This is a genomic window from Paenibacillus sp. FSL P2-0121 (genome assembly GCF_037975345.1).
GTDB classification, from domain to species: Bacteria; Bacillota; Bacilli; order Paenibacillales; family Paenibacillaceae; genus Paenibacillus_AQ; species Paenibacillus_AQ odorifer.
The window spans coordinates 4,386,727-4,413,313 of record NZ_CP150245.1 but is presented as its reverse complement, the minus strand read 5'-3'; the positions used below and the strand labels follow the sequence as shown (position 1 = coordinate 4,413,313).

General features: G+C 42.5%; 22 protein-coding genes. 18 read left to right on the top strand and 4 right to left on the bottom strand.

Features of this window, described 5'->3' with window-relative positions:
* Positions 1-34 precede the first annotated feature (34 nt).
* From MKY54_RS19560 to MKY54_RS19550, 3 genes are all read left to right on the top strand, one after another.
* Positions 35-874 carry a sugar phosphate isomerase/epimerase gene (locus MKY54_RS19560; protein WP_076304571.1) on the top strand — a complete coding sequence of 280 codons (840 nt, stop codon included), beginning with the start codon at positions 35-37 and terminating at the stop codon, positions 872-874.
* Between the two features lie 41 nt (positions 875-915).
* Entirely contained in the window at positions 916-1,806 is an 891-nt protein-coding gene (locus MKY54_RS19555) for an AraC family transcriptional regulator (protein WP_076307697.1), read from the top strand.
* A 161-nt stretch (positions 1,807-1,967) separates the two neighbouring features.
* Complete coding sequence (locus MKY54_RS19550; protein WP_076307698.1) at positions 1,968-5,084, top strand: ATP-binding protein; 3,117 nt, start codon at positions 1,968-1,970, stop codon at positions 5,082-5,084.
* On the opposite strand, the gene MKY54_RS19545 is transcribed toward MKY54_RS19550, so the two are convergent.
* Positions 5,071-5,616, bottom strand: coding sequence for a CDP-alcohol phosphatidyltransferase family protein (locus MKY54_RS19545; RefSeq protein ID WP_076307699.1), 546 nt, complete (start codon positions 5,614-5,616; stop codon positions 5,071-5,073). The genes MKY54_RS19550 and MKY54_RS19545 overlap by 14 nt on opposite strands.
* A gap of 152 nt (positions 5,617-5,768) precedes the next feature.
* Here MKY54_RS19545 and MKY54_RS19540 point away from each other — a divergent pair, with 152 nt between their 5' ends.
* Positions 5,769-6,902 (top strand): SGNH/GDSL hydrolase family protein, encoded by a 1,134-nt coding sequence (locus tag MKY54_RS19540; protein ID WP_076307700.1) that lies wholly within the window; start codon positions 5,769-5,771, stop codon positions 6,900-6,902.
* Between the two features lie 68 nt (positions 6,903-6,970).
* On the opposite strand, the gene MKY54_RS19535 is transcribed toward MKY54_RS19540, so the two are convergent.
* The 3 genes from MKY54_RS19535 to MKY54_RS19525 all read right to left on the bottom strand — a co-directional run bounded on the left by MKY54_RS19535 (position 6,971) and on the right by MKY54_RS19525 (position 12,188).
* Positions 6,971-8,656 (bottom strand): ABC transporter substrate-binding protein, encoded by a 1,686-nt coding sequence (locus MKY54_RS19535; protein WP_076127158.1) that lies wholly within the window; start codon positions 8,654-8,656, stop codon positions 6,971-6,973.
* A gap of 105 nt (positions 8,657-8,761) precedes the next feature.
* The gene (locus MKY54_RS19530) at positions 8,762-10,372 is read right to left on the bottom strand and encodes a response regulator (RefSeq protein WP_076307701.1); all 1,611 of its coding nucleotides are present in this window, start codon (positions 10,370-10,372) and stop codon (positions 8,762-8,764) included.
* Between the two features lie 4 nt (positions 10,373-10,376).
* Positions 10,377-12,188, bottom strand: a complete 1,812-nt coding sequence (locus MKY54_RS19525) for a sensor histidine kinase (RefSeq protein WP_036688684.1) — start codon at positions 12,186-12,188, stop codon at positions 10,377-10,379.
* A 144-nt stretch (positions 12,189-12,332) separates the two neighbouring features.
* Between MKY54_RS19525 and MKY54_RS19520 the strand changes: the two genes are divergently transcribed.
* The 14 genes from MKY54_RS19520 to MKY54_RS19455 all read left to right on the top strand — a co-directional run bounded on the left by MKY54_RS19520 (position 12,333) and on the right by MKY54_RS19455 (position 26,512).
* Entirely contained in the window at positions 12,333-13,289 is a 957-nt protein-coding gene (locus MKY54_RS19520) for an ABC transporter permease subunit (protein WP_036688682.1), read from the top strand.
* A gap of 15 nt (positions 13,290-13,304) precedes the next feature.
* Positions 13,305-14,177 (top strand): carbohydrate ABC transporter permease, encoded by an 873-nt coding sequence (locus MKY54_RS19515; RefSeq protein ID WP_036688680.1) that lies wholly within the window; start codon positions 13,305-13,307, stop codon positions 14,175-14,177.
* Positions 14,178-14,496: 319 nt separating this feature from the next.
* Positions 14,497-15,144 carry a FusB/FusC family EF-G-binding protein gene (locus tag MKY54_RS19510; protein WP_076307702.1) on the top strand — a complete coding sequence of 216 codons (648 nt, stop codon included), beginning with the start codon at positions 14,497-14,499 and terminating at the stop codon, positions 15,142-15,144.
* Positions 15,145-15,394: 250 nt separating this feature from the next.
* The gene (locus MKY54_RS19505; protein ID WP_076127152.1) at positions 15,395-16,747 is read left to right on the top strand and encodes a sodium-dependent transporter; all 1,353 of its coding nucleotides are present in this window, start codon (positions 15,395-15,397) and stop codon (positions 16,745-16,747) included.
* 261 nt (positions 16,748-17,008) lie between these two features.
* Positions 17,009-17,680, top strand: coding sequence for a GntR family transcriptional regulator (locus MKY54_RS19500; RefSeq protein WP_052097124.1), 672 nt, complete (start codon positions 17,009-17,011; stop codon positions 17,678-17,680).
* A 20-nt stretch (positions 17,681-17,700) separates the two neighbouring features.
* Positions 17,701-18,861: an amidohydrolase gene (locus MKY54_RS19495; RefSeq protein WP_076278667.1), complete on the top strand. Its 1,161-nt coding sequence runs from the start codon at positions 17,701-17,703 to the stop codon at positions 18,859-18,861.
* Between the two features lie 27 nt (positions 18,862-18,888).
* On the top strand, positions 18,889-19,932 hold the full coding sequence (locus tag MKY54_RS19490) for a methionine ABC transporter ATP-binding protein (RefSeq protein WP_036688670.1): 1,044 nt from the start codon (positions 18,889-18,891) through the stop codon (positions 19,930-19,932).
* The gene (locus MKY54_RS19485) at positions 19,907-20,566 is read left to right on the top strand and encodes a methionine ABC transporter permease (protein ID WP_036688669.1); all 660 of its coding nucleotides are present in this window, start codon (positions 19,907-19,909) and stop codon (positions 20,564-20,566) included. Before MKY54_RS19490 ends, MKY54_RS19485 begins: the two co-directional genes overlap by 26 nt.
* Before the next feature lie 30 nt (positions 20,567-20,596).
* Entirely contained in the window at positions 20,597-21,616 is a 1,020-nt protein-coding gene (locus MKY54_RS19480; protein ID WP_076307703.1) for a uroporphyrinogen decarboxylase family protein, read from the top strand.
* Positions 21,617-21,627: 11 nt separating this feature from the next.
* Positions 21,628-22,455 carry a MetQ/NlpA family ABC transporter substrate-binding protein gene (locus MKY54_RS19475; RefSeq protein WP_076307704.1) on the top strand — a complete coding sequence of 276 codons (828 nt, stop codon included), beginning with the start codon at positions 21,628-21,630 and terminating at the stop codon, positions 22,453-22,455.
* 17 nt (positions 22,456-22,472) lie between these two features.
* Positions 22,473-23,279, top strand: a complete 807-nt coding sequence (gene proC / locus MKY54_RS19470) for a pyrroline-5-carboxylate reductase (protein WP_076127142.1) — start codon at positions 22,473-22,475, stop codon at positions 23,277-23,279.
* Positions 23,280-23,281: 2 nt separating this feature from the next.
* Positions 23,282-24,046, top strand: a complete 765-nt coding sequence (locus tag MKY54_RS19465) for a VOC family protein (protein ID WP_076127140.1) — start codon at positions 23,282-23,284, stop codon at positions 24,044-24,046.
* A gap of 377 nt (positions 24,047-24,423) precedes the next feature.
* Positions 24,424-25,068: a Type 1 glutamine amidotransferase-like domain-containing protein gene (locus tag MKY54_RS19460; protein ID WP_076127138.1), complete on the top strand. Its 645-nt coding sequence runs from the start codon at positions 24,424-24,426 to the stop codon at positions 25,066-25,068.
* 310 nt (positions 25,069-25,378) lie between these two features.
* A complete protein-coding gene (locus tag MKY54_RS19455; protein ID WP_076307705.1) occupies positions 25,379-26,512 on the top strand; it encodes a DUF3626 domain-containing protein in 1,134 nt (377 codons plus the stop codon).
* Positions 26,513-26,587 lie beyond the last annotated feature (75 nt).

The following is a 26,587-nucleotide window of genomic DNA, read 5'->3' as shown; positions in this document are numbered from 1 at the left end:
CCCATCGAATCCAACATTGGAAGGAGCGTTAAGGATGAGTCTGTTCAAGGGTAGAATCGCTGCACACACCATCACTTGGGGGCAAGCGCATTTCAAAGCGTTGGAGGAAGTCTCCAGACTGGGTTTCACGGGGATTGAGCCGTGGGCGTCTTTTGCACTTCAATATGAAGAAAGTCCAGAACAATTACAAGAGCTCATGGCTGGGTACGGGCTGGAGATGACTGCGTTGTATGGAGGTACGGCTGGGGGACAGCAGCAAAAATTCGGCAATGCCGCGAACACTTCGAGTATCATTGACTACAATGTGCGACTTGCTAAAATCATAGCGAAGTGTGGAGCAGACATCCTTGTCCTAGGGCCAGGTGGCACTCGGGATCAACCCTCATCGCTGGAAGAATTGAAGGTTGCCGCAGCCACGATGAATGAAGTGGCGAAAAGAACCTATGCCTTAGGGGTAAAGACATGTGTTCATCCGCATTTGTGGACGGAATTGCAAGACGAGAAAGAAATTGAGATTGTGATGAGCCTGACAGATCCGCGGGTGGTATATCTTGCCCCGGATTCAGCACATCTGCTCGGAGCGGGGATGGACCCGGCATCTATCATCCGAACGTATCAGGACAGGGTAGCTTATGTTCATTTGAAGGACCTGACAGACAGGTCTGCCGCTACACTTGATACACAGCTTCCTCATTTTTGTGAGTTAGGCAAAGGATCTGTTGATCTACACGCAACTATTGAAGCGCTGAATGAAATTGATTATTCCGGTTGGATGACACTCGAAGTGGACGAATCGCTAAATAGCCCGTACAATACCATGGAAATCTGCCGAGATTATGTAGAAGATCACTTAAAGATTCCGGTTAGGATATAAAATAAGATCAATAAAATGTCAGAAGAAGGAGAAGATTCGAGGTGAATGAGTCGTGGATGAACAGCATTTCCCCTTATGTTCGAGTAGCCAAAGTCATGGAATCCTCCTTACTAGCAGGTGAATGGTTGGATCAAGATCACGTGTATACCTATATAGATCAGGGAGAGGCGGAGTTTTTCTTGAATGGGGTGAAGTTCCTGGTTCGAGAAGGGGATGTGCTGCTCATGCATCCATGCTTGCCCCATATAATTAGGTCCACCTCGGCTTTACCCTTAGTGCAGTATATCTTTCATTTTGATTTGTATGATAACGAGGATAAAAGCTCATCGGATCAAGCGGATGGACTTAGGCCCGGGATCCAGGATATCATGCCAAGTGAAATGCAGCTTGCTGATATTTATCCGCTATCTCATCTGCAGCTCCCAGATCGAATCGAATTGAAGAGAAGATTCATGCAACTGCAAAAAGAGCTGCTAGATCCAACGTACGGCGGGGTATTAATCAACAAGTCTATCTGTTTGGAATTGTTGTTTCTGTTCTTTAGAAATCAGAACCTGTCCAAAGGAACGGAAGGGAAGAGAACCAAAGGATGGCCTTTAATTGAAGGCGCCATTCATCACATACACCAGTGTTATCAAGATCCGCAGTTAAGTAATGAATCTATCAGTAGGCATGTTGGTGTGACTGCCAATCATTTGTCGTATGTGTTCAAGACTCAGCTTGGGGTGACCATTCATAATTATTTGAAGCATGTTCGTATCGAGCAGGCTAAATTGAGAATCATTCAGGGAAAGCAAAATCTAACGGAGATTGCCGAAGATGTGGGGTTTTCTAGTATTCATCTGTTCAGTCGGACGTTCAAAACAAATGTGGGAGTAATGCCTAGTAAGTTCGCGGCGATGCGATCTGCTTTAATCAATAAATCACAATAAAGGAATCGACCATCTGCTCTTTGGGATGGTTGGTTTTTTTCCTCTGAACATAGGATTACATACGTCTATAGGCCTCTTAATATAGTATAATCATACTGTATTGCTCAAAGTTGGAGATAGGGATATAGCACTATTAAATACTATTGACGAATGAGGAGTCTATGAGAACTTCGGAGAATAAAATTAAGTTAAGTCATATGTTGTACATAGTAGTATTCATCTGCCTGCTGATTGCAATACGCTGGAGCTGGTACAATCATTTTACTCTGTCCAATCCTCCTGTAGTGGAGCAAGGTGTGCTCGATTTGCGGGGAGTAGACCTTGAATCACTAAGCTCCTTTCCATTGGATGGAGAATGGGAGTTTTATCCTGAACAATGGGTGAATGCCGCCAATGTGGATGGTGTTTTAAAAGGCCAGATGCTTCAGGTGCCGGGTAACTGGAATTCTGTATTCAATTCTGCTGAGCAAAAGAAGGCGTATGGATACGGAACTTATCATTTGCGGATTCTGCTAGATCGTCCCTTGTCTGAGCCACTTAGCTTTTGGTTCCAATCCATCTATACTTCTTCTGAAGTGGAGATTAATGGAACAATTCTCTCACGGTTTGGAGTGTTATCTGACGAGAAGGAAGAGCATGTTTATGTGACGAAAGCATTCTTAATCAGTTATACACCTACAGATCAGAAGCATCTGGATCTGTTTGTTCGGACGTCAAACTATGAGTCTCCACTAAAAGGGGGCATAATTCGGTCCGTGGAGTTTGGCATTCAACATGGGGTAGACACTATATACTGGAATTCCATTGGCTTGCAGCTAGTCGTAGGGGTCATGCTTCTTCTACATGGGTTGTATTTATTGATTATCTATCTGATGGATGTACGAAAAACAGAGCTGATTATTTTTTTCCTAATGATGGTCGCTGCGGCTGTATCCATTGGGGTTGAACATAATGGACTGTTGTTCAGGTTTCTTCATGTTGATTTTGCCTGGATGCTGAGGTTAAAGGTTCTTTCGTATATAGGGTTTTGTTTATTCCTTTTATTGATGGGAAGAGAACTATTGGGGAATCGACGGAAAGGCAAGGCGTTTTATAGTTACATCCTGTCAGTTCTCATTTTTACTTTATTTATTATTGTAGGTCCTGAAGAGGCAGTGTTATATATCATCGGAAAAGGGTATTACATGATCCTGTATTACGTTCCAGTGTGTTGGACGGTATATTATTTTTGGAAGATGGTAGCCTTACGAGCTGAAGGTGCTCTATTTTTATTGTTTTCAGTGTTAGCAGTACTAAATAATATGTTGTGGGGGGCTGTCTACTATGCCGGTAGCTCACAATTTATGTTTTATCCCGTAGATTTAATTGCTGCCCTTGCCGCATTTTCCGCCTATTGGTTTAGGAGATATTTTCATCAATCCCATCAAAATGTGTTACTGAACGCTCAATTGGCGGAATCCAATAAATTAAAGGACCGTTTTCTAGCCAATACGTCACATGAGCTGCGCACTCCACTGCATGGGATTATGAATATTGCCCAAAGTGTGTTAACAAGAAAAAAACATGTGCTGGATGAAGAGAGCCAGCGTGACATGGAATTGCTAATTATGGTCAGTCGCCGGATGTCGCTTATGCTGAATGACTTGCTTGATGTTGTGCGATTGCAGGATAAGCGGATTGTGATGAATATAAAGGCGTTGCAAGTGAGGTCATTGGCTGAAGGTGTACTGGATATGTTACGTTTCTTAACCGGTGGGACGAAGGTGGAGCTTCGAATGTCTATAGATGAGAATCTGCCTCGTGTTTATGCTGATGAGGAGCGATTGGTGCAGATTCTGATTAATTTAGTTCATAACGCACTAAAGTACACCGAACAGGGAAGTGTTGAACTGGCCGCAGAACAAGTGGGTGGGGATGTATGGATACATGTTACGGATACAGGAGTAGGTATGGATGAAGCTTTGAAAAAGCGTGTTTTTATGCGCTATGAACAAGGGGCTTACGGTCAAGGCGGCATTGGGCTGGGGCTTAGTATCTGTAAGGAGCTGGTCGAACTGCATGGCAGTGAATTATTGCTGCAATCGCAGCCGGGTCAGGGAAGTAAGTTCAGCTTTAAATTACCTGTAGCCAAAGGGAGTCTGCAGTCATCTATTCCAGATGTTCATACTGAAAAAGATTCGGATCCATTGTCACCATTCAGCATGTGGATAACTGCGGAGAAATCAGCTATGGTGGCTGCCACCTATAACACAAAGGAAGTAGAGGCACTCTCGAAGCTCGATACAGACGCTGACATCATACATGTGCTAGCGGTTGATGATGATTCGGTCAATTTAAAAGTTCTGCAAAATATTTTATCAGATGGAGCCTATCGGATTGATACAACGACTTCAGCCCGTGAGGCGCTGGATATGTTGCATCATGAGCAGTTCGATTTGGTTATCGCTGATGTGATGATGCCGGGCATGTCTGGATATGAATTGACAAGATTGATACGCGAGCGGTTCACGATGTATGAACTTCCTATTATTCTATTGACCGCTCGCAGTGAGCAGGAGGATGTCTATGCAGGTTTCTTGGCTGGCGCTAATGACTATGTAACCAAGCCAGTAGATGCCATGGAATTGAAGTATCGTGCTTCGTCGCTCACTTTTATGAAGCAAGCAGTCAATGATCGTTTGAGAATGGAGGCTGCTTATTTACAAGCGCAGATCCATCCACATTTTCTCTTTAATACATTAAATTCGATTATGTCCTTGAGTGATTTTGACACTGTCAAAATGAAAGATCTTTCAGATGCATTCACTACTTATCTGCGGATCAGCTTTGACTTCTTAAATGCAGGCAAACTTGTTTCACTGTCGCAAGAGCTGGAGCTGGTCGAGAATTATGTATATATCCAGCAGCAGCGTTTTGAGGAGAGGCTGCAGGTTGAATGGGAGGTAGACGCGAATCTACAGCTTCTAATTCCTCCGCTGACCATTCAGCCACTGGTCGAGAACGCCGTCCGGCATGGGATCTTAAGTCGGGCAAAAGGTGGAACCTTGCGTATTCACATCGAGACACATGCGGAGGCTGTTCATTTTATCATTGCTGATACGGGGATTGGAATGGATGAAGCTCAAGTCAGTAAGTTATTGCAACCAAAAAGTCTTAAGGATCAAGGAATTGGGCTCCTTAATACAGATCGGAGATTAACACAATTATATGGACAAGGCTTGAAGATTCAAAGTATTCCTGGGGTGGGAACTACGGTGTCTTTCATTATTCCTGATTAGGAGGGTTGTAAAACCATCCTTTTCTGTCCAGCTGTAATTGAGTGGATGTGATTTGAATCATCAATTCTTCCACGGCGGATAAGGTTGCAACTATACAGACAATGGTTGTCCAAATGGTGGGGTTACTATGGGAAAGCCATATAGGAGTTACAAATAAGAGAAGCCCGGTGAGTTTATTGCCGTAGGTATGGATACTTGCGTAAGTTTTGAATCTGCGGAGGGCAATCCCTGTCGATGTTATGCGGATGGCCGCGATCAAGAAGATCCATAGGATGAAGTCGAGGGTAAGACCCAGATACGGATACAAAGTAAATAAGCAGATCCCGATTAGTATCGTGTCGGCAGCAGAATCCAGCTTTGCTCCGAGATTACTTGTTGTGCCTGATTTTCGGGCAATTGGACCATCTATCAGATCGGTGACTCCGCAAAGGATATAAATTGCAAGAAAGGCCGAACTTAGCGGCTCGAAGAATAACAGCATTATTGCCAAAAAAATTCTGCCAAGTGTGATACAGTTAGGTATAACTTTCAACTTCAATCCCACCTTTGTTCATGACCTCATTTAATTCTATTGTACCAGAGGAAGAGTATATGCTATTTGGAAAAGGATTATAAGATAGTATTGAAGAAGTAGTGAAGTAGAAGTATAGATTAGGATTCTAGCGGTAAATTAGGAGGGATTTTATGAAGCAGAATACAAACTTAAAGGTACATACATTAGCTGATATCGAACATCTGAAAATTCACGGCAGAACAACAGGGTCACTTTCTCCACTAACGTTATTTTGGACAGGCAGTGCGGTCGAATTAAATGTTAAAAGTTCTGAGCTATGGCTTGAAGTAGAAGCAGATTATGATGTTTATGAACCCTGGATTAGCATCCTGATCAATTCCGTTCCTGTTAGCAGACAAATGTTAGTAGCAGGCAGGTATTGGATTTGTGTATTTAGAGGCATGAATGATCGTGTTGTCAACAATATTCGTATTGTAAAAGATGTGCAGGCAATGAGTGGAGATCCTGGCTGCTCTTTGCAGATACATGCGGTGAAGATGGATGGAAAATTCCTGCCGGTTGCGGACAAACCCCACAAGATAGAGTTCATAGGTGACAGCATCACATCCGGAGAAGGAAGTATAGGTGCCAAGGCTGAAGAAGATTGGATTCCAATGTGGTTTAGCGCCATCAACAACTATACCAGAATGACAGCAGATGCTTTAAATGCAGAATATAGAGTTATTTCTCAAAGTGGCTGGGGAGTCCTTACTAGCTGGGATAATAATCCGCACGGTAATATCCCTGATTGTTATGAGCAGGTTTGTGGTCTTCTAACTGGAGCAAAAAACGAAGCTTTAGGAGCTTTTCAAGAACATTCTTTTGAAACCTGGCAGCCAGATGTTGTGGTAGTTAATCTAGGAACAAATGATGGGGGCGCCTTTCAATCGCCAGAATGGAAAGATGAGGTAACAGGGGAGAGCCATAAACAACGCTTAAATGAAGACGGGACCTATCATGAGGATGATATACAAGCTTTTGTCGATGCCGCTGAGAAATTTCTGATGAAGCTTAGAAAAAATAATCAACATGCACATCTCGTATGGGCATATGGGATGCTTGGTATCCCGATGATGCCAGCGATCTACCGGGCGGTCGATGTTTATAGCAAGAAAACAGGGGACAAGCAGGTTTCTGTATTGCAGCTTCCAAATATGACGGGTGAGACCATAGGGGCAAGAAGTCATCCGGGAGCATTAGCTCATGAACAAGCGGCAAAAGAGTTGACGGGGTATTTGAAAGGGATTCTAGCGAGCGAAAGTTAATAGGAATTCATAAAAAAACAAGCCTGAGCGAAAGGATCACGCTCTGGCTTGTTTTTATTTACTTTAGTCTATTTGGTGGATACAGACTTGAACCATTCGTTAACTTCTTTGGTGATTTGATCACCACCATTTGCTTTCCAGTTGGAAACAAAGGAGTCAAAGGCATCTACAGGTAGCTTACCGTAAATGATTTTGTTGAAGGTTTCCATTTCGGATTGACGAAGCAGATTCCATTTGGATACCATCGTTGGTGTCGCAGCGCCAGTGAAATAGTTCTGTCTACGAATGTCTATTTGTGACATAACAACTTTTGCAGCGGCCCAGTTTTCCGGTTTACGGAACTCAGCCATTTGTTTTTCATAAGGAGTTACAGGGGTTTCACCATCAGCAAGTTTAACCAATGTCTTCATGAACAGATCAGGAATACGAGCCGGTCCAGTTAAGAAAGGAAACTCATTGGAGAAGTCTTTAATCTTCTCTTTATCACTAGTAGGCTTTCCATCAATCATGTCCCAATCGTAGCCTTTAGCAAAGCCGTATTCAAATTCACTACCAGCTGCTGGATTAGCTAGGTTATCAAGCAAGTAGTTGTAGTATAAGAAAATTGCTTCAGGGTGCTTAGCATCTTTGTTAATCATGATACTAGCGTTTACCCCAGAGTTCTGCCATTTGGTACCGATGAGTCCGTCTGGACCTGCTGGAACCGGATAAGCTTTGATCTTCGCTCCAGGTACATTTTTCATAAGATCGGGAGCCGGCCAGTCTGGAACCCAGTTTGCCCCTGGTAGAATACCTGCGGCGCCTTTTGTCCAGCTTTCAGCAGATTTACCTTCATCCCAAAGTGCAGAGTCTGTGTGAATATAACCTTTGTCCATCCACTCACTAAGCTTAGCAAGGGCTTGTTTAGCACCAGGGTTAATGGAACCGTATTCCAGATTGCCGTCGGCATCTTTATTCCATTGTTCCTCAATCGTACCGTAAGCACCGAATAACCAGTCGAGTTGGCCCATCCAGGTGTTTGTATTATTTTTCAAAGAAATCGCAAGTGGGAAAACATCTTTAGGTGCTAGACCATCAGGGTTTTCGTTCTTAAATTTGTCCATGATATTCTCAAGATCGGCAATTGTTTTTGGAGCCTGAAGGTTCAGCTTTTCCATCCAATCTTCACGTAACCAGAGAAGAGTATCGTCATTATCAGTATATTCAAGGATCGGCATATTGTATTTCTTACCGTCTTTTGTGAATGGATACCAAAGTTCTGGGTGTGCTGCAGCATGATCTTTTAGAATTTTATTAGCATATTTGTCGAACAACTCATCGATAGCAATGAACTGACCGGAATCAATCAGTTGATTGGTCAATACTGCATTGGTTGGTACAGAAACGAAGTCAGGCAGCTTTTCGCCAGAAGCAATGGCAAGCTGAAGCTTTTGTCTGTATTGATCGTCATTGGCAGGATACCAAGTATCTTTATGCTTCATGCCCAGTGTTTCCAGCATCCAGCGATCGTGAACATTGTTTTCTTTGGTATCACCTTGAACATATTTCTTCGGCATCAATACCGAACTGAACTCGATGGGTGGATCGTATTTACCTTTTTCAAAAGCAGCATCTGCTTCAGATAAACTAGTCTCAGACGATGTGGTATTGTTTTGTTTGGCGTTTTCATTATTTCCGCCACCACTGCCACAGGCTGTGAGTGTGATAAGTGCTGTGACCGTTAACAACGACCACATTTTTTTGAACTTGATCATTCTTTAATTCCCCCTACTGTGTATGATCTTTACAAGTGTAACTTTAACAACTAGTCGGGGATGGCATCTATATGAGATTTTTAGTTTCGATAGGACTCTATCATGCTATTTATTATTGTCTCGATATTCCTGCGGCGTTACTCCGAACTGTCGTTTGAACACTTTTATAAAATAAGCAGGGTCCATATAGCCAATCTCCATGCTGATTTCATAAACTTTTTTAGAGGTAGTCTTCAGCTTATGGCAGGCGCGATCCATGCGCAGGCGCGAGATATAATCGCTTATTCCTTCACCCGTTTCAATCTTATAAATTTTTGATAAATGAGTCGGATGGAGGTTTACATGGTCAGCCAGAACCCGTAATGAAACATCTAAATGCAGGTTTTTGTCTGTGAAATCTTGAATCTTTTTCACATATTCAGACCTGATGTCTTTAATTTCGTTAGACGTTCCTTCTTTCAATTTGCTCAGAATGCTGAGGGACCATTTTCTAAGTTTACCGATGGTCGAGAACGCTTCACCGCTTTGCAACCAACCGAGATCGTCTCCCACTAAGTTAGCTAGAGTATGCCCATTTCGGTGTGCGAGATTCGTGAAGGATGCAGTGATTAAAAAACCGGCCTCCATGCAATGCTCCCACGATTCAGACCATTTCTCATCCAGCTCCGCGCAGACAGCGAGTAGTTTCTCTTCCGCAGCATCCCAATGCCCACTTTCAAGCAGGTGAATTAGTGTCGGCGGGGTGTAAAGGGCATCCAAAGGTCCTTGGGTAGTGGAAGGTTCAAATTCGCTGACCCGCATTACGAATTCGCGCTCGTCTCCCACGATCTGCCGGAAATAAGCTGTAGCCTGACGGAAACGGCTCGACACCTTCTCGGGAAACTGGAACCATTCAGTGATTACTATGGACAGGGAACCTTTCAGAAATTGCTTAACCTTATACTGAAGCTGTAAAGAAAGCTTTTCTAGGATGGTTTCTTTGCCGATGTCGGATCCTTTCTCTTTAAGCTGAAGCAGAAACACAAGATATCCATGTTCCTCTTTAACGCCCCAGACCTGCATAAACTCACCCATAATCTCTTCAGCCATATTGATGATGGCATATTCAATTAAGGTTTGATCATTATTGTTATAATGGCTAAATTCTTCTTCCATGCGTACAAGCATCAAAGCGCAATCGCCAGAATGGAAGGGCAAATCATAAGTTACGAGCTTCCGTTCCCATTCGCCAGCTTGAAATTGATGACCTTGCAAGGCATCAAGCAGCAGTTGACCACGTAAAAGCGGCAGATTTTCCCGTAGGGTAAACTGGGTTCGTTTAAGCGAACTGATAAGTTCCCATTCTGTGTTCAATTGCTCGATGGCAGTTTTGACTGCACCGATAATTTCATCATCGGTAGGTGGCTTAAGCAAGTAATCGACGGCATTATGCTGAAGTGCTTTTTTGGCGTAATCGAACTCCGAATGGCCTGATAAAATAATACATTTGATCTTTTTATCACGTTTTCTTATCCGCTCTATTAATTCAATTCCCGTCATTTCGGGCATTTGGATATCCGAGATCACAATATCAATAGGGTTTGTATCGATAATTTGTAGCGCTTCACGTGCTGAATACGCTTTATGCACCTGTTCAATGCCTAGCGTATGCCAGGGTTTAGTCATGGCAAGATTATCTACCCAGTGTGCTTCATCGTCTACTATAATCATTTGCATGTTGTTATTCTCCTTGATGATTCTTAAATTTAGAATATTCATCCTCCGTAGGGATTTCCCAGATAATCTCTGTTCGGAAACCTCCAAGAGGGGATGGTTTAAAGGTTAGACAGGATTGATTACCGAACAGGTGCATGATCCGCTGATTCGTATTCCAGAGCCCGCAGCCCATTTCTTCCTGCAATGGCTCCTGCATTTTACGATTCAAAGCTTCCAGCTGCTCCGGATTCAAGCCAGGTCCGTCGTCATCAATGTAGATCTTGCAGAAGCCGTTCGAAATCTCACCACTAATGCTGATCTCACCCGAAGAATACGATTTTGCCACTCCGTGAATGACTGAATTCTCCACAATAGGTTGTAGCATTAGACGTGGCACAGACTGGCTTAACATGTTCTCAGGGATTTCGATATGATAATCAATTCTGGCATTGCGCAGCTTTTGAATATCCAAATAGTTGACGAGCAGCTTGATTTCTTCATCCAGTGACGCGGTTTCCCGTTCCATTCGGGTAGTATAACGGTAGTAAGCACTTAAATTATAAGCCATGGAGACGACAGCGTCCTCATCCTTCATTTGGGCCATATTGATAATATAACCAAGGCAGTTATAGAGAAAATGCGGATTGATTTGCGCCTGCAGTTGCTTAAGTGTAGCTTCGCGGGCACGGATTTTCTCATTGAACACATTCTCTATCAGGTCTTGAATTTGATGGGACATATCATTAAAGCGATGGAATAGAAACGAAAACTCGTTCCGGCCTTCATTATGAAGACGTACAGAATAATCTCCACGCTGCACGCGCCGTAAGCCTTTAATTAGCTTTTTGATAGGATATTGAACATTTCTGTATAGTAATATGGAAGCGGAAATTCCCATAACAAACAGCAAAATCATCGAGATATAGAACAAATCCTGACTGAGCGAAATGGGTTTTAGAATTTGATATAGAGGGACAACATCTATTAAATTCCAATCCAAATAGGAGGACTTCACAGAGCTGACCAAGTAGTTCTTGCCATTGAGTTTGACTACATCCTGGGTAGTATTCTCAGGTGAGTGTTTATCCAGGTAACGAATGAGTTCTTCAGATAGCTGCTTGTCCGCACTGCGATTCAGAATTGGCGAGTTCCCTTTATGATAGAGAAAAGGATCACCTTGTCCACCTTCCTTGTACGTATCCAGCATGTTCTGAATATTCTCATAACTGAAGCTGGCCTCAATCACCAAGTTGCTTCCCGTCAACATCCCCGGCTGAGCTAAGGAATCTGTATAGAACCAGTAGAAGGATTTTAACTCGTCTTTAGATTCCAAGCTGTGATCGCCATACGTCCATTTTCCACTCATATTTCTTTTTAAGTAATCCTCATCATACCCAAATGCTCGATTGTAGTTGGAGATGACATCTTTATTTTGCTGTGAATGTACGGCATATCTGGCAGGCCAAATATCTGCAACCCCAGATTGAAGCACCATCTTTTCCTGAATGACATACCGGGTCTGCATCTGATCATATCGATCAGCCCAAATGTTTAATCCGTTGAAGGCTCTGACATTGGGATCTCTAGAAAGGATAAGGGTGAAGTCCATCATCTGATTAATACGCGAATCAATTTGACTGGACAGAAAAGTGAGCTGCTTCGTATTGGACACCTGCAGCTCTTTGCTTACAACATCGTATGTGACGTTATTTGAAAAGGTATACATGATAATGATGGGGATGAATAAGAGTATGATCAGGCAGTTTATTTTGGCAAACAAACTAAACCGGGATTGTGTTAATTCTCTCAAGGATGTAAAGCGCTTCCAAATATTCATAAATGTACCCTCCAGATGATGTCCTAATAAAACCATATCAAGCCTAACAATGTTATATAGTCAAACCTGAGAAACGCCTGATACTATTTATAGCAGAGATCCCCATCACACACAAAATATTTTTTTTGGGAACAGGAGAGAGCTATGGAGGCTAATTCAATACAGCAGGTAGGCCTGGAAAATAAACCAAGTATAAAAAGAAAAAGAAAAAAAGGCTATAAACAACCATGGGTGCTCCACTTCATGGTATTACCGGCGGCAATTATGGTTTTTATTTTTTCTTATATCCCCATGTCAGGAATACTCATGGCATTTCAGGATTATAAGCCTGCATTAGGATTTTTTGATTCCGAATGGGTCGGACTTAAGCATTTTAGGTACATGTGGGAGAACGATTACTTCCTGCAAATTACCTGGAATACACTGTTTTTTGCTTGCTCCAAGATTGTTTTGAACCTGATTATTCCTTTTATATTCGCCTTGTTGCTTAATGAGGTAAGGAATATGGGCCTTAAAAGATCGATTCAAACACTCGTCTATCTACCGCATTTCTTGTCATGGGTTACCCTTTCAGGAATTCTGATCGATATCCTAGCTCAAACAGGGATCGTGAATCAGTTTATTTCGTCCGTTTTCGGCATAAAACCGATCTTTTTTCTAGGGGACGGCAACTGGTTCCGATTTACCATCATAGCCAGTGATGTTTGGAAAGAATTTGGTTTCAACACGATCATTTTCCTAGCTGCGCTATCCGGCATTAATCCATCACTTTATGAAGCTGCTGAAGTGGATGGGGCAGGTCGCTGGAAGCAAACGATGTATATTACCATACCAGCACTTATTCCAATTGCTATTGTAATTGCGACCTTGGCACTGGGCAATGTATTGAACGCCAACTTTGACCAGGTATTTAACCTATATAGTCCTTTGATCTATCAACAAGGGGATATCATTGATACCTTTGTGTATAGAGAAGGTCTTCTCAGCGGACAATTCAGCTTTGCGACCGCAGTTAATCTTTTTAAATCAGCAATTAGTTTAATTCTAATCGTTATTTCATACCGACTTGCCTATAGATTTGCAGGGTACAGAATTTTCTAGAAAGGATGACAACAAATGTACCATAAAACCCTTCCATATCGAATATTTAGCATATTCAATAATGTGCTCCTAACTATCCTTTCGGTGCTCTGCTTGCTGCCATTGTATCACTTACTCATGGTATCTCTTAGTGCGTCCGCCCCAGCCAATGCTGGGTTGGTCACCTTTTGGCCAATTGGCTTCACTTTGGAGGCCTATGCAAAAACTTTTAACAATACTAATTTTCTTACATCCCTGTGGGTGTCGGTAGAGCGGACAATACTAGGAACTGCACTTGCACTGGTAGTAAATACGGTTGCAGCCTATGCTCTTTCTAAGGAAACTAGAGTTTTCCGGGCGCGTAATATCTATCTTTGGTATTTTGTCGTAACCATGCTGTTCAGTGGGGGTCTGATTCCGGGATATATCTTGATTCTAAAGCTCGGGCTGATGAATTCTTTGATGGCACTTATCTTACCTGGATTGGTAGCCGTGTTTAACATCATTTTGCTGCTGAACTTCTTCCGTGGTGTACCTAAGGACCTTGAGGAAGCAGCCTTTATTGATGGAGCAGGACATTTTAAGACCTTTTTGAAAATATATTTACCAGTCTCCTTACCAGTCATTGCAACAGTTTCCCTATTCATGATGGTGGGCCATTGGAACTCTTACTTTGACGGTATAATCTATATCAGAGATTCGGATAAGCTGCCACTGGCGACGTTTATGCAGACCATTATCGTTCAGGCAGATATGTCCAAGCTTGATCCGTCAGCTGTAGCTAACTTGTCTCAACGGACCATACGGGCTTCACAGATTTTCATAAGTGCGCTACCGATATTATTAGTTTATCCATTCCTGCAACGTTATTTTGTGACAGGGATCGTAGTCGGCGCTGTAAAAGAATAGTCAAAAAAGAGGGAGTTACTGGACTAGTCCATGTAGCTCCCTTTTTTTTTGTAGGTATGGCATGCAAATAAGCAACCCGAGATGAATTGCGCCTTCTAAAATACGGTGCTATACTTTTGGCATGAAATATGCTCGGAGGTGGTACAGTGCTAATGTTGAAATGCCCATTAGCTAGAAGTTCCTCACGCAAAGCCTAATATAGGGCGATACTTTGCGTGAGGTGCGATGGATGGATATATCGCCCAACTTAATTTTATCGTTTCTATAAATGGGCTTTGCACCTTATGAACTTTTAATATAAATAAGGGGCTGAAAAGCGATGTGTACACCATTTATTAGAAACCATCAATATAACTTAATTAAGAAACAAACGAAATTTGTTCTGCATACCCTGCGAACCGTTGCGGATCGTAGAGTCTTGGAGACTGTAAGATATAGTGCTGCTACGAACATTATTGAGGCATTTCCTTCTCTTACGGAGAATCACAAGCAGATGCTGGAACAAATATCGACCTTCGAAACTGCAGAAGATTTCCAGAGATATCTTAGTGAATTAGAACCATACCTAGAGTCATATCCGACGATTACGCTGAAGCAGATTCAGAAGCTATTCCCTAAGAATAAGAAACTGAAAGTACCTGATCTACAACTCATCGACTATCGCAACATAACGTATTTGAGTTGGATAGATATTGCCAGTAATAAATTATTCATTATCTATCCGTGCGAAGGACAGTTCATTGGTATTGAGGGTAGAATCACACCAACGCACAAAAAAGGGTACTGCATGTTCTGCAATCGGCATCAAGAGCTTGCATTCTTTTATGTTAAGACCAAGAATGTGAACGTTTCGCCGGATAATATTTCTGCTGTGGGTCAATACGTATGTCTGGATAATCAGGAATGTAATCGGAGCATAACCGATACAGCTAAGCTTGAGAGGTTCATTCTCTCTGTCCGCAAATAATGTTTAGAAAAGGCTCCCTTAGTGGGAGCCTTTTTTGTTAAAAATATTGTCAGGATTTAGACAATCCGTTTCATTGAAGCAATGAGGCACGACATTAGTGGATATAATGAGATTCAAGAGCTGAATAAATAATATAAGCGTTTACAAACAGAGAATTCGAGTGGTTATAAAAATAGTCAGAAAATTTCCATATGACGTGCTTTGTTACTTAAGCTATAATGAGGTCTAAAAAAGAAAACGGGGCGTTATAATGAATCAAATGAAGGGTAACAAAAATCTTCTCTCGGAGAAGGAGGAACGCTTCTCTTCCGCGGGCTTTATTTTTGCCGCCATCGGCAGCTCGGTTGGGCTAGGGAATATGTGGAAGTTTCCTTATATTACAGGAGAAAATGGGGGGGCAGCTTTTTTCCTGCTTTTCATCGTCTGTTTAGTGCTGATAGGGTTACCGGTGCTGTTGGCAGAACTGGCTATCGGACGCAGCGGGCGTGGTAGCGCGGCGACCTCTTTTATGCGGGCTGGAGGCGGGAAGAGTTGGTTTGCAGCTGGAATGTTGCAGGTACTTGCGCCGTTTCTAATTCTCTCCTTTTATATTATTGTTGCTGGCTGGACGCTGAACTATTCGATGATTGCTTTTAATGGACAACTATTCAGCACTACTGATTATGCAGGCGAATTCAATTCGTTTGTCTCTGGATATATGCCGATCGTTTGGCAGGGGATAGCCATTCTGATTACGGCGGGTGTAGTCATCCTTGGCGTATCAGGCGGGATTGAGAAATTTAACAAAGTATTAATTCCTGGTATGGTCGTACTCCTTGTAGTGTTAATGATTCGCGCAGTAACCTTACCGGGTGCATCCGCAGGGGTATCTTTTTTCCTAAAACCGGACTTTTCAGTGTTGACAGCGGAATCTGCGCTAGTTGCATTGGGACATGCCTTCTTTTCATTATCGCTCGGGATGGGGATTCTCCTGACTTACGGATCTTATGTTGATAAAAAACAATCGCTGGGTACCGCTGCAATCGCAATCGGTGCAGGAGATTTGTTATACGCGTTTATCGCAGGCTTGATTATTTTTCCGACGACGTTCTCATTTGGTATTGCTCCTGATCAGGGGCCTTCGCTGATTTTTATCGCTTTGCCAGCCGCTTTCTCGGCTATGCCTTTTGGTGCGCTCTTCGGCGGTTTGTTCTTTATCTTGCTGGCGATTGCTGCTCTAACCTCAGCTGTATCGCTGCTTGAAGTGCCTGTATCCTTCACAATGGAGCGCTGGAATTGGAGCCGGAAACGTTCGGTTTGGATTTTGACGCTGATCTGTTTCCTTCTTAGTATTCCTTTAGCGATGTCACTGGGGATGTTCCCGGAGCTAACGATTGGTGGCAAATCTCTATTTGATGGGCTGGATTTTATCACCTCTAACATTATGCTGCCGCTTGGAGGTCTGCTGATTACCATCTTCGCCGGTTATTTCTGGAAAGGTGCAGCGGAAGCCGCTGGACTACAGGCGCGCTGGTTCCGTGTTTGGCTGTTTATGCTCCGTTATGTGGCGCCGATCCTAGTGTTCCTAGTGTTACTCCATACCTCGGGGATTATTTCCTTCTAATTCTGAAATTTATTTATCCAAAAAAAACTCTACAACCCCTGAGGGTTGTAGAGTTTTTTTGTGTTGAAAAGAGGGGATTAAATTGATTTTTAATTCCTACTTGACTAGGTGGAATAATTGGAATATAGTATAAAAAAGCTTGAACGGTATGGAAGGGAATGTAACTAACCAATCCATTCTTAACTAATAATTGTATACAATTATACAAATATATTATTGGGATTCGGACCCCACAGATTATCGATGAGGAGCAGTATAGAAATGGCGATACGATCACGAAGGTTATCAAAGGATAATACCTACTATGAATTAAAACAAAAAATTATTGATAGCGAGTTTGAACCGAATCAACCTGTAAATGAAGAAAATTTGGCGGCCTTGCTCGGGGTCAGCCGCACACCTCTAAGAGAGGCGATACAGAGACTGGAGAACGAGGATTTTCTGGTTCGACAGCCAAATGGAAGACTGCGGGTAGCTTCAGTAACCCTTAAAGAGGTTGAAGAAATATTTCTTATTCGCAGCATGCTTGAAGGCTATATTGCAAGAAGTGCAGCTAAGCATGCCACAGAGAAAGATATTGTGAATTTAACGACGATGATTACAAAAATGAAACACTCGTTCCAGCTTGGTGATAATCAGAATTTTGTTACATATGGATTTGAGTTCCATGATTATTTGTCAGAAATCAGCGAACTAAAAACCTTCGAGAAGGTTCTGAATCAATTAAGAGATCATTCGCTTCGTTATTGTCGATTCGTCTCTATGCATGGGGATTGGAACACACAAGCGGATGAAGAACATGATCTTATTTTACAAATGATCGCTGCTAAAAATGAAGATGGTGCTGAAAAAGCCATGCAAGATCATATTTTAAGCAGTCTATCGACTGCGCTTGATCGCATCAAAGGGATTGAAGAAAAGCTGGAAGCATAACGAAAGGGGAGACATCACCTATGAAACCACTAAATGAGGTTGAGCAAGCTTTAGCTAATCAATTAATAGAGGTTCGCAGAAACCTGCATCGTGAGCCTGAATTAGCGTATGAAGAGTTTAAAACCACAACAAAATTACGGGAATGGCTGACCCAAGCCAATATTCACATCCTTGACTTACCTTTACAAACCGGACTCATCGCAGAGATCGGGCAGGGTCACGGACCCATAGTGGCCATTCGTTGTGATATTGATGCACTTCCCATAGAGGAACAAACTGAATTGTCCTTTGCCTCAGAGATCCCAGGAAAGATGCATGCCTGTGGTCACGATTTTCACACGGCTACTATTTTAGGTGCTGCATTATTATTAAAGGCTCGTGAAAATGAACTACCTGGAAAGGTTAGAGTATTGTTTCAACCCGCGGAAGAAACAGGGCATGGGGCGGAAAGTGTCTTAGCCTCGGGAGGACTCCAGGATGTGGCGGCTATATTTGGTCTCCATAATTCACCTGACTTGCCAACGGGAGCTTTTGGAACAAGAACAGGAGCTTTAACAGCCGGTGTTGACCGTTTTGAAATTACAATAAAAGGTGTCGGCGCTCATGCTGCTTATCCTGAAAAAGGTGTAGATACGATTGTAACTGCGGCTCAGATCATTACCGCACTACAAACCATCGTAAGTCGCCAAAACAGCACCACTGAACCAGTAGTGTTAAGTGTTACCCGAATTAATGGAGGCTTCACATGGAATGTATTGCCGGAAAAAGTCGAATTAGAAGGTACAGTAAGAACTTACAATGAAGAGATTCGCCGCAATATTCCAATACAAATGACTCGTCTTATCGAAGGGATTGCTGCGGGAGCTGGGGCAGAGGCCCAGTTACACTGGTATCCAGGTCCACCCGCAACGATAAATCATGGGGAATGGGCGGACTTTACCAAAGAGATCGCCTCAGATTTCGGCTATGAAGTACATGATATTCCTCCACAGATGGGTGGAGAAGATTTCTCTTTTTATTTACAACAGATACCGGGTGCTTTTGTGAATATAGGATCGGGTCCAGCCTATCCCTTACATCACCCTCGTTTCGATGTTGATGAAGCTGCGATATTGCCAGCTGCTAAGTACTTCGCTTTATTGGCAGAACAAGCGCTGGTGAAGCTGCAAGAGGAAGCTTAATCCTAAAGATGATTGAGGGGAATGGAAATGATTGAATTAAAGAATGTTTACAAATCGTTCACTCGGAAAGGGACCACTATTGATGCTCTTAAAGGAATCGATTTAAAGGTCGAAAAAGGCGATATATTCGGGGTTATCGGCTATAGCGGTGCTGGGAAAAGTACATTAATTCGTTTAGTCAATTATTTGGAAAGACCCACCAAAGGACAAGTTATGGTCGCTGGACGTGATTTGGGAACATACAACGATAAAGAGTTGCGTACCGCTAAGAAAAATATCGGAATGATTTTTCAACATTTTAATCTATTAGAGTCTAAAAAAGTATTTGATAATGTGGCGATCCCTCTAGTTCTCCTAAAAAAGAATAAAAATGAAATCCGCCAGCGGGTAATGGAGCTGCTAGAGTTTGTTGGATTAAGTGACAAAGCGGGGAGTTACCCGAGTGAGCTATCAGGTGGTCAGAAGCAACGTGTCGGGATTGCCAGAGCGCTTGCCTCGAATCCGTCTATCCTTTTATGTGACGAAGCGACCTCTGCCTTAGATCCACAGACCACACATTCTATCTTACAGCTATTAAAAAAAATCAATGCTGAATACAACATTACCGTGATGATCATTACACATGAAATGTCCGTGATTCAAGAGATTTGTAACAAGGTAGCTGTCATGGAAGAAGGCCGGATTATTGAGCAAGGAAGTGTTCTAGATGTATTCGGAAGTCCAAAACATCTGACCACGCAAAATTTCGTGAAGACGGTTATTCAAAATAGCATGACCTCTAGCGTGCGGAAATCTATCAAAACAGAACCCGGAAGTCAGCTGTACAAGCTTAATTTTGTGGGAGCAAGTGCCTCTGAGCCTATCCTGTTTGAAATGATTCGCTCCTGCGATATAAAGGTCAATATTTTATTTGCGAATACGACGGAGATTCAAGAAACAACACTGGGAACAGTGATCATTCAATTCGATGGTGAGGCAGCAGAGATTAACAATGCATTATCTTTCTTAACAAGAAATGGAGTCGGTGTAGAGGAGGTAGAATCTAATGTTTTCGACCACAGTAACAGGTGATCAATTTCTGCAGGCGATTATAGAAACAATTCAAATGGTAGGGTTCTCCTTGTTTGTTGGTTCCCTGATTGGGATCCCATTTGGGATATTGCTTGTCATCACTCGTCCGGGTGGGGTTTTGGAGAACAAAGCGCTTTACGCCGTACTAAATCCAATTATCAACATCATTCGCTCATTGCCTTTTATTATTTTACTGGTTGCGATTGTGCCTTTCACACGATTGATTGTTCATACTTCAATTGGGACAAGCGCAGCGATCGTACCCTTGATTATCTATATCGCACCTTATATAGGACGGTTGGTAGAGAACTCACTGCTTGAAGTGAATCCGGGAATCCTTGAAGCCGCTGAGGCGATGGGAGCCACTCCTTTTCAAGTCATTTGGTACTTTTTATTGCCAGAGGCGGTTGGATCCTTAATCCTGTCTCTTACTACAGCGACGATTGGTTTGATAGGTGCAACTGCAATGGCTGGAACGGTAGGGGGAGGCGGCGTGGGAGACTTGGCGATCGTATATGGATACCAACGCTTTGACACTGTTGTCGTAGTAGCCACCGTGATTATCCTCATTATTTTAGTGCAAGGTATTCAATCTTTAGGCAACACGCTAGCAAGAAAAATTCGCCGTTACTAGTTACTACATATTCTGGGAGGGACTCGACAGATGAGTGAATGGAGTAAGCAAGATCGTTTTAAAGCATTATTATCTGGAGAACGGGCGGATCGTCCAATCGGAAGTGGTTGGCGCCATTTTATCGACAAAGAACAAACTGCAGATGATTTAGCAGAAACTACGATTTCTTTTACGAAAAAATATGATTGGGATTGGGTCAAGATTAATCCAAGAGCGACTTATCTGGCGGAAGCTTGGGGGAATCAATACGATTTTACGGATTATCAGACCGTATTTCCGAGACAGCAAACGACGGCTATTCCAACAGCGGCTAGTCTGTGGGATATCGACGTCAAAAAGGCAGTCCAGTCAGCCCCTTTGGCAGAGCATTTAGATGCGGTTAGAAAGATTCGTCAAGGGTTACCAGACACCCCGCTAATCCAAACTGTATTTTCACCATTAACAGTATTGCTATTTATTGTAGGGCGTTCTGCTTACGTTACTAAAACGGTGTTTGGTATTGAGCACCCGGTAACTTTGGAATCCTTGTTTAAAGAACATCGAGCGGCAGCACATCATGCGCTACATGCGATTTCCTTAACCTTAGCCGATTATGTACAAGAGTTACAGCAAGCGGGTTCTGACGGTTTGTTCTACGCAGTGACGGGCACAGCTCACCCAGGATTATTTGATGAAGCTATGTTTGACGAACTGTCCAGACCTTATGATTCTATTGTTTTAGAAGCAGCGAGCTATGGAAAAAACATTCTTCATACTTGTGGAGCCTACGCCCAGCCTGAGAAGTTTAACGATTATCGGATTGACGGGATCAGTTGGGATACGGTAGCCGAGGGGAATCCAGGGTTAGAGGCAAATCTCAAGGCTACTAAAGTGGGTGGAGTCGATCATGGGTTGTTTGCGGTAAACGATATTGCCCAAATCAAGCAGCAAGCTGAAGATGCATTAAAGTTAATGAAAGACCAGCCGTTTATTCTATCTCCAAATTGCGCAATCCCACTCAATGTGACGGATGAAGCGTTGGCACAATTTAAAAAATCTATATTGGAATAGGGGAAGTAAGTATGAAAAAGTTAATGTTAGTGATGATGATAGGTGTTCTTGCAGTGTTGACGGCTTGTGGCAATAAAGAGGCGGGGGATTCTGGAGATAAGAAAAAGCTTACCGTTGGATTTGGTGTCGGAACCTATGAGGAACAATTCCGCCAATCGATTCTACCGATTCTAGAGAAACAAGGGTATTCCGTTGACATTAAAACCTTCTCGCAAAATATGCAGGTCAATCCAGCAATGAAGGAAGGCTCCATTGACGCAAGCATATTCCAAAGTACAGCTTATATGGAGGCCATTAACGAAGAAATCAATGCAGATATGGTCGGAATTGCTTATGTTCCAGGTGCTCCACAAGGTCTTTATTCTGTAAATCATACCACGCTAGACGATGTTAAAGACGGTACAACCGTAGCTGTTCCGAACGATCCGGTAAACCAAGAGCGTGCACTGCGTATTCTGGAAGAATTGGGTTGGGTCAAAATTAAAGAAGGGGCAGGCGTAGCGGATTTTAATATTAATAGTATGGAACCGGATAAATATAATATTGATATTAAAATATTGGACCCCGCTCAAATCCTTGTCTCCCTTCAAGATGTTGATTATGGCGTTGTAAATGGTAATTATATTGCTAATTCGGACAGAAAGATTACGGATGCTTTGAAAATAGAAAACACACCTATGGAACACAGAATTATCGTATCGGTTAATAAAAAGGATGAAAATTCTCAGTGGGCTAAAGATTTGAAAGCTGCTTATGAATCCAAAGAGTTTGAAGAATATATTCTTGGATTAGAAAAATATGATGGTTTCATTCTACCTGAAGCTTGGGACAAAAATTAATTAAGGAAGTGAACGGAGTGACCAAAGAAAAGATTCATTTTATTGGTGGCGGACAGATGGCGGAAGCGATCATCCGCGCATGTATAGCGAATAACACCTTGTCTGTAAATCAAATTAGTGTATCGGATATTAATGAAACGCGTCTGCAGTTTTTGAATACCAAATACGGTGTAGATACGGAGAGTTCGCAAGAGCATAACCTGTCTACAGCAGATGTGATTGTAGTGGCAGTTCGCCCACAGGATGATTTAACTACCCTTGGTCAAAACGTACAACAATTCGCTACAGCTTCTGCCGCAATCGTATCGATTGTGGCGGGTGTGACGAATGATCAGTTAGCTGGTTATTTTGGAGCTGAACGGCCCATTATCCGGGTTATCCCCAATACTTTGACCGATACAGGATATGGCTATAGTGGTGTAGCGTTAAATGCTTATGCTACTCGTGATCAAGTGGAGCATTTCCTACTCGGCTTTGGAAAAGTACAATATCTGGATGAGGCGTTAATGGATGTTTTCACTGGATTTGGTGTGGCGGGTCCTAACTATATCTATTATTTCATTGAATCTCTCGTGGATGCAGGTGTACTTGCCGGACTGCCGCGTGAGCAAGCCTGGAAGGTTGCACTGGAGAATATGATGGGCTCGGTAGCAATGCTGCAACAGACAGGGCTGCATCCACGACAGCTGCTGGATATTAATAATTCACCTGGCGGTGTCGGCATGCATGGCTTGTACGAATTAAACAACAGTGATTTCGCAGCGGGTCTGCAAAGAAGTGTTCTGGCAGCCGTAAAACGTACTACTGAGCTGGGAGTGAAGTAAGCATGGCAACGATGAAATGGGATCATTTAGTTCACTATGTCAATGATTTGGCCAAACCGGTTGAGCTCTTTGGAGCTCATGGATTGGTTGCTTTTAAGGGAGGCTCTCATAAAGATTGGGGAACCTATAATGCCTTAAGTTACTTTGGGCTAACCTATCTCGAATTTCTGGGCATTGAGAATCTTGAGCTGGCAAAGGCAACTGAACATAATTTAGTGGTGAAAGATGCAGTAAAACTTCTACCAGAACATGAAGTTCTAAGTAGAGTAGTCATCCGGACGGATGATATTGAAGAAGTAGCGGCTTCCCTGAAAGCAGCAGGCTTATCATTATCTCCAATTATCGATGGTAAGCGTCTAGATAACGAGGGAAGATTAATAGAGTGGCGGATGATGACCATTGCTGGTGACTTTGGGGGACTGGTCTATCCGTTCATCATTCAATGGAGCGGAACGGATACAGAGCGAGTGGAAAGATTAACATCATCTGGAGTCATTAAACCTCATCCTGCGGGAGAAGTCGAAATCGTCCGTGCTGTATTTCATGTCTCCGATCCTGAAGCTGCAGCCAACCATTGGGGAACGATATTCGGACTGCCAGTTACGAAGTCAGAGGATGATACCTTCAGCCTTAAGATTGGCGATAGATCATTTGCTTTCGTGCAAGGAGACGAGAACCAATTTAAGCAGGTGGTTTTTGAAACAGATTCGTTAGACCTGAAAGGGAAGAAGATTTCGATTGGTGATGGGGAGTATGTTTTCGTTTAAGGGACTAGTATCTTTATAATTTTAGAAATAAAGACTTACTTGAAGGGATCGATACCTCGAGTAAGTCTTTTTGCTGTTCACCGAAGGAACTAATGATGCTTGGATTTTTTTGTTTTAATTAATTTGTAAGATTTATTGAATTTCATTATATGGTACGATGTCCATGATATAAAAGGAGGTGAAGATAATCGGTGCAGAACAAAAATACGTGGCCCATTTCCTCGCCGGATAAGCTTAATGTGGATCTAGCGCAGATAAAAAACTTTGATTATGCCTCTAAATTTATATTACTATAGACATTTTTCACTTGCCTGGCGCTATGAATTTTGATAAACATAATGGATAAATTTAGATATTACATATGGAGGTAATTACGGATGAAAACTCACTATTACTTAGATTGGTTTTATGATAAGGGCTTTTCTGAGAAGCTAGTCAATGTGTTGCATGAGGATATAACAGACAGAAAATCGCTTGTTATGATTAGCGCTGAATCGTCTGATTTTAGTGATGAACAAGTTAATATTGATAGTGTTTTTGAAAGGACATGGTTTAATCAGGCTAACATTTATTTTGATGAATATCATTTCATTGATGACCGCACGCAGAAGGAAGATGCCCAGCGATTAATTCAAAACGCCTCTGTCGTTTTTTTATGTGGTGGAACCGCTCGGGACCAAAAGCACCTTTTGACGGAATATGAATTATCGGATTTGATTAAAAAAAGCAATGCTGTTGTAATGGGAACAAGTGCTGGTGGGATGAACATGTCTGATGAATATGTGGATGAATGCACTGTTTGTGAAGGTATGGCTCTTAATCACTTTTCTTTTGAAGCTCATTTTGATCATGATAACACCGCAATGATTGAGGAGCGTTTCCCTTTATCAAATAAAATGGATATTTATGTGGCGGCAGACAAAGATGGTGCTGTACGTGTGAAGGGCAGCAAAATCGACATTATAGGCAATGTATATTTAATTTCCCACTCAAAGATTCAGAAATTGGCTGAGACGCTCTAATTATGGTTGAGTGGTTGTGACACTGACGGTTAACTGAATGGTATTTGTTTTGAGTCCCTATTTGACAGCACCTTACGAGCAAATCGAGTTGATTAGTCCTGCGAAAAAGGAAGATTACGCATAACGCGCATACGATGTTCAAGCCAGCAACATTCGATCTTGAATTTATATCATTCGAGATCCATGTAAAGTTATCGGAATCTGCGATGGTAAGGATATGAAGTTTTAAGTGAAGAAGCGTTTGATACAGTGAGAGGAGAAATCAAGTCTCTTTTCTTATGTACTGGGTCTAGAAAGGAGTGAATAAGCAATGGAGTGGAAAGGCGATGCAAATGCCAATAAAAAAAGAGAGTCTCAGTTCACTGAGGAACTATCGGAGTCACAATTATCGGCTTTAGAATATGTTACGAATTACGCGCGAACTCGAAAAAGTGAAGCAGTTCAGACCATCCATGAAATTCTTCAAATGTCTAATGTGGATCGGGAAGAGTTTGAAGATGCTGTGGTCAAAATAAAGTCACATGCGAAGATTGCTCTACATTTCCATCCAGATCGACTAGATCCGGTAAAGAAAAGTGTTGCAGAGGCGCTATTGGAGCAAGGCGTGTACAAGAGCCAATTTGAGACCTTGTTATCCAGTGGTAGTGTATCAGCCTATTCTGGCGGTCCACGTGATTTGTGGGAGGAAAGACTATTTGGAGGGGCATACCAACAAGAGGGTGCTTCGAATAGCGAACGCCCTAAATATGGCGCTCTTGATTTGATGCGTCATTCGGATGGGCCAGCTCCGCGCTTTGGCTCCTGCTATTTCCTCCTATCCCCTGAGGTTTCTTATCGCAGTACATACACCTATATGGATTCGCATCAAAACACTGTACAGAAAGGAACATTTGCAGAATTTGATGATATGATGGCGGCATTACTAGAGGAGATTTTCTTAAGAGATTCCGCTCTAGGGGAAAAAGATCTTCGATCACAAAAATTAGTTGACCATCTTCGGGGCAACCTCACAATGCCGTTTTCAGACTCTTCAAAATGTGAAGCTAAACGTAATCTTAACCACTATATTGAAGCGCAAGTTCATGGAAACATCCGTCTAAAGGAAGATGTGGAAATTTTAGTAGCCGATCCTTCATTCAAGGGTACTCCAACAGGGCGAGTCCTGGAGCAAATATGTTTACAGTATGCCATCCAACTCTATTGGCACATGGGATTCGCGATGTGGGTAGACGAAGTGCCTTCAGATTTTAGAGGGCCTACGATGCCCTCCTTGGCTAAGCGTATTGCTCATGACGGTTATATCGATACGAGCATGATTGGATCTGCTGCTATGCACTTAAAGCATGATCCTTCAGCATGGCGGGACCGAGGAACCGAAAAAGAAGTACTTCAAGAATTAAAACTCTTATGGCATGTTTTGGTAAAGTACGGAAAGCCGCTCTGAAACTTTAAGTTGTAAGAAGAGTTGGTACGCTTGAAGTGAGGGGGATTTAGGTAAAAGAAACAAAAAAAGCGAATT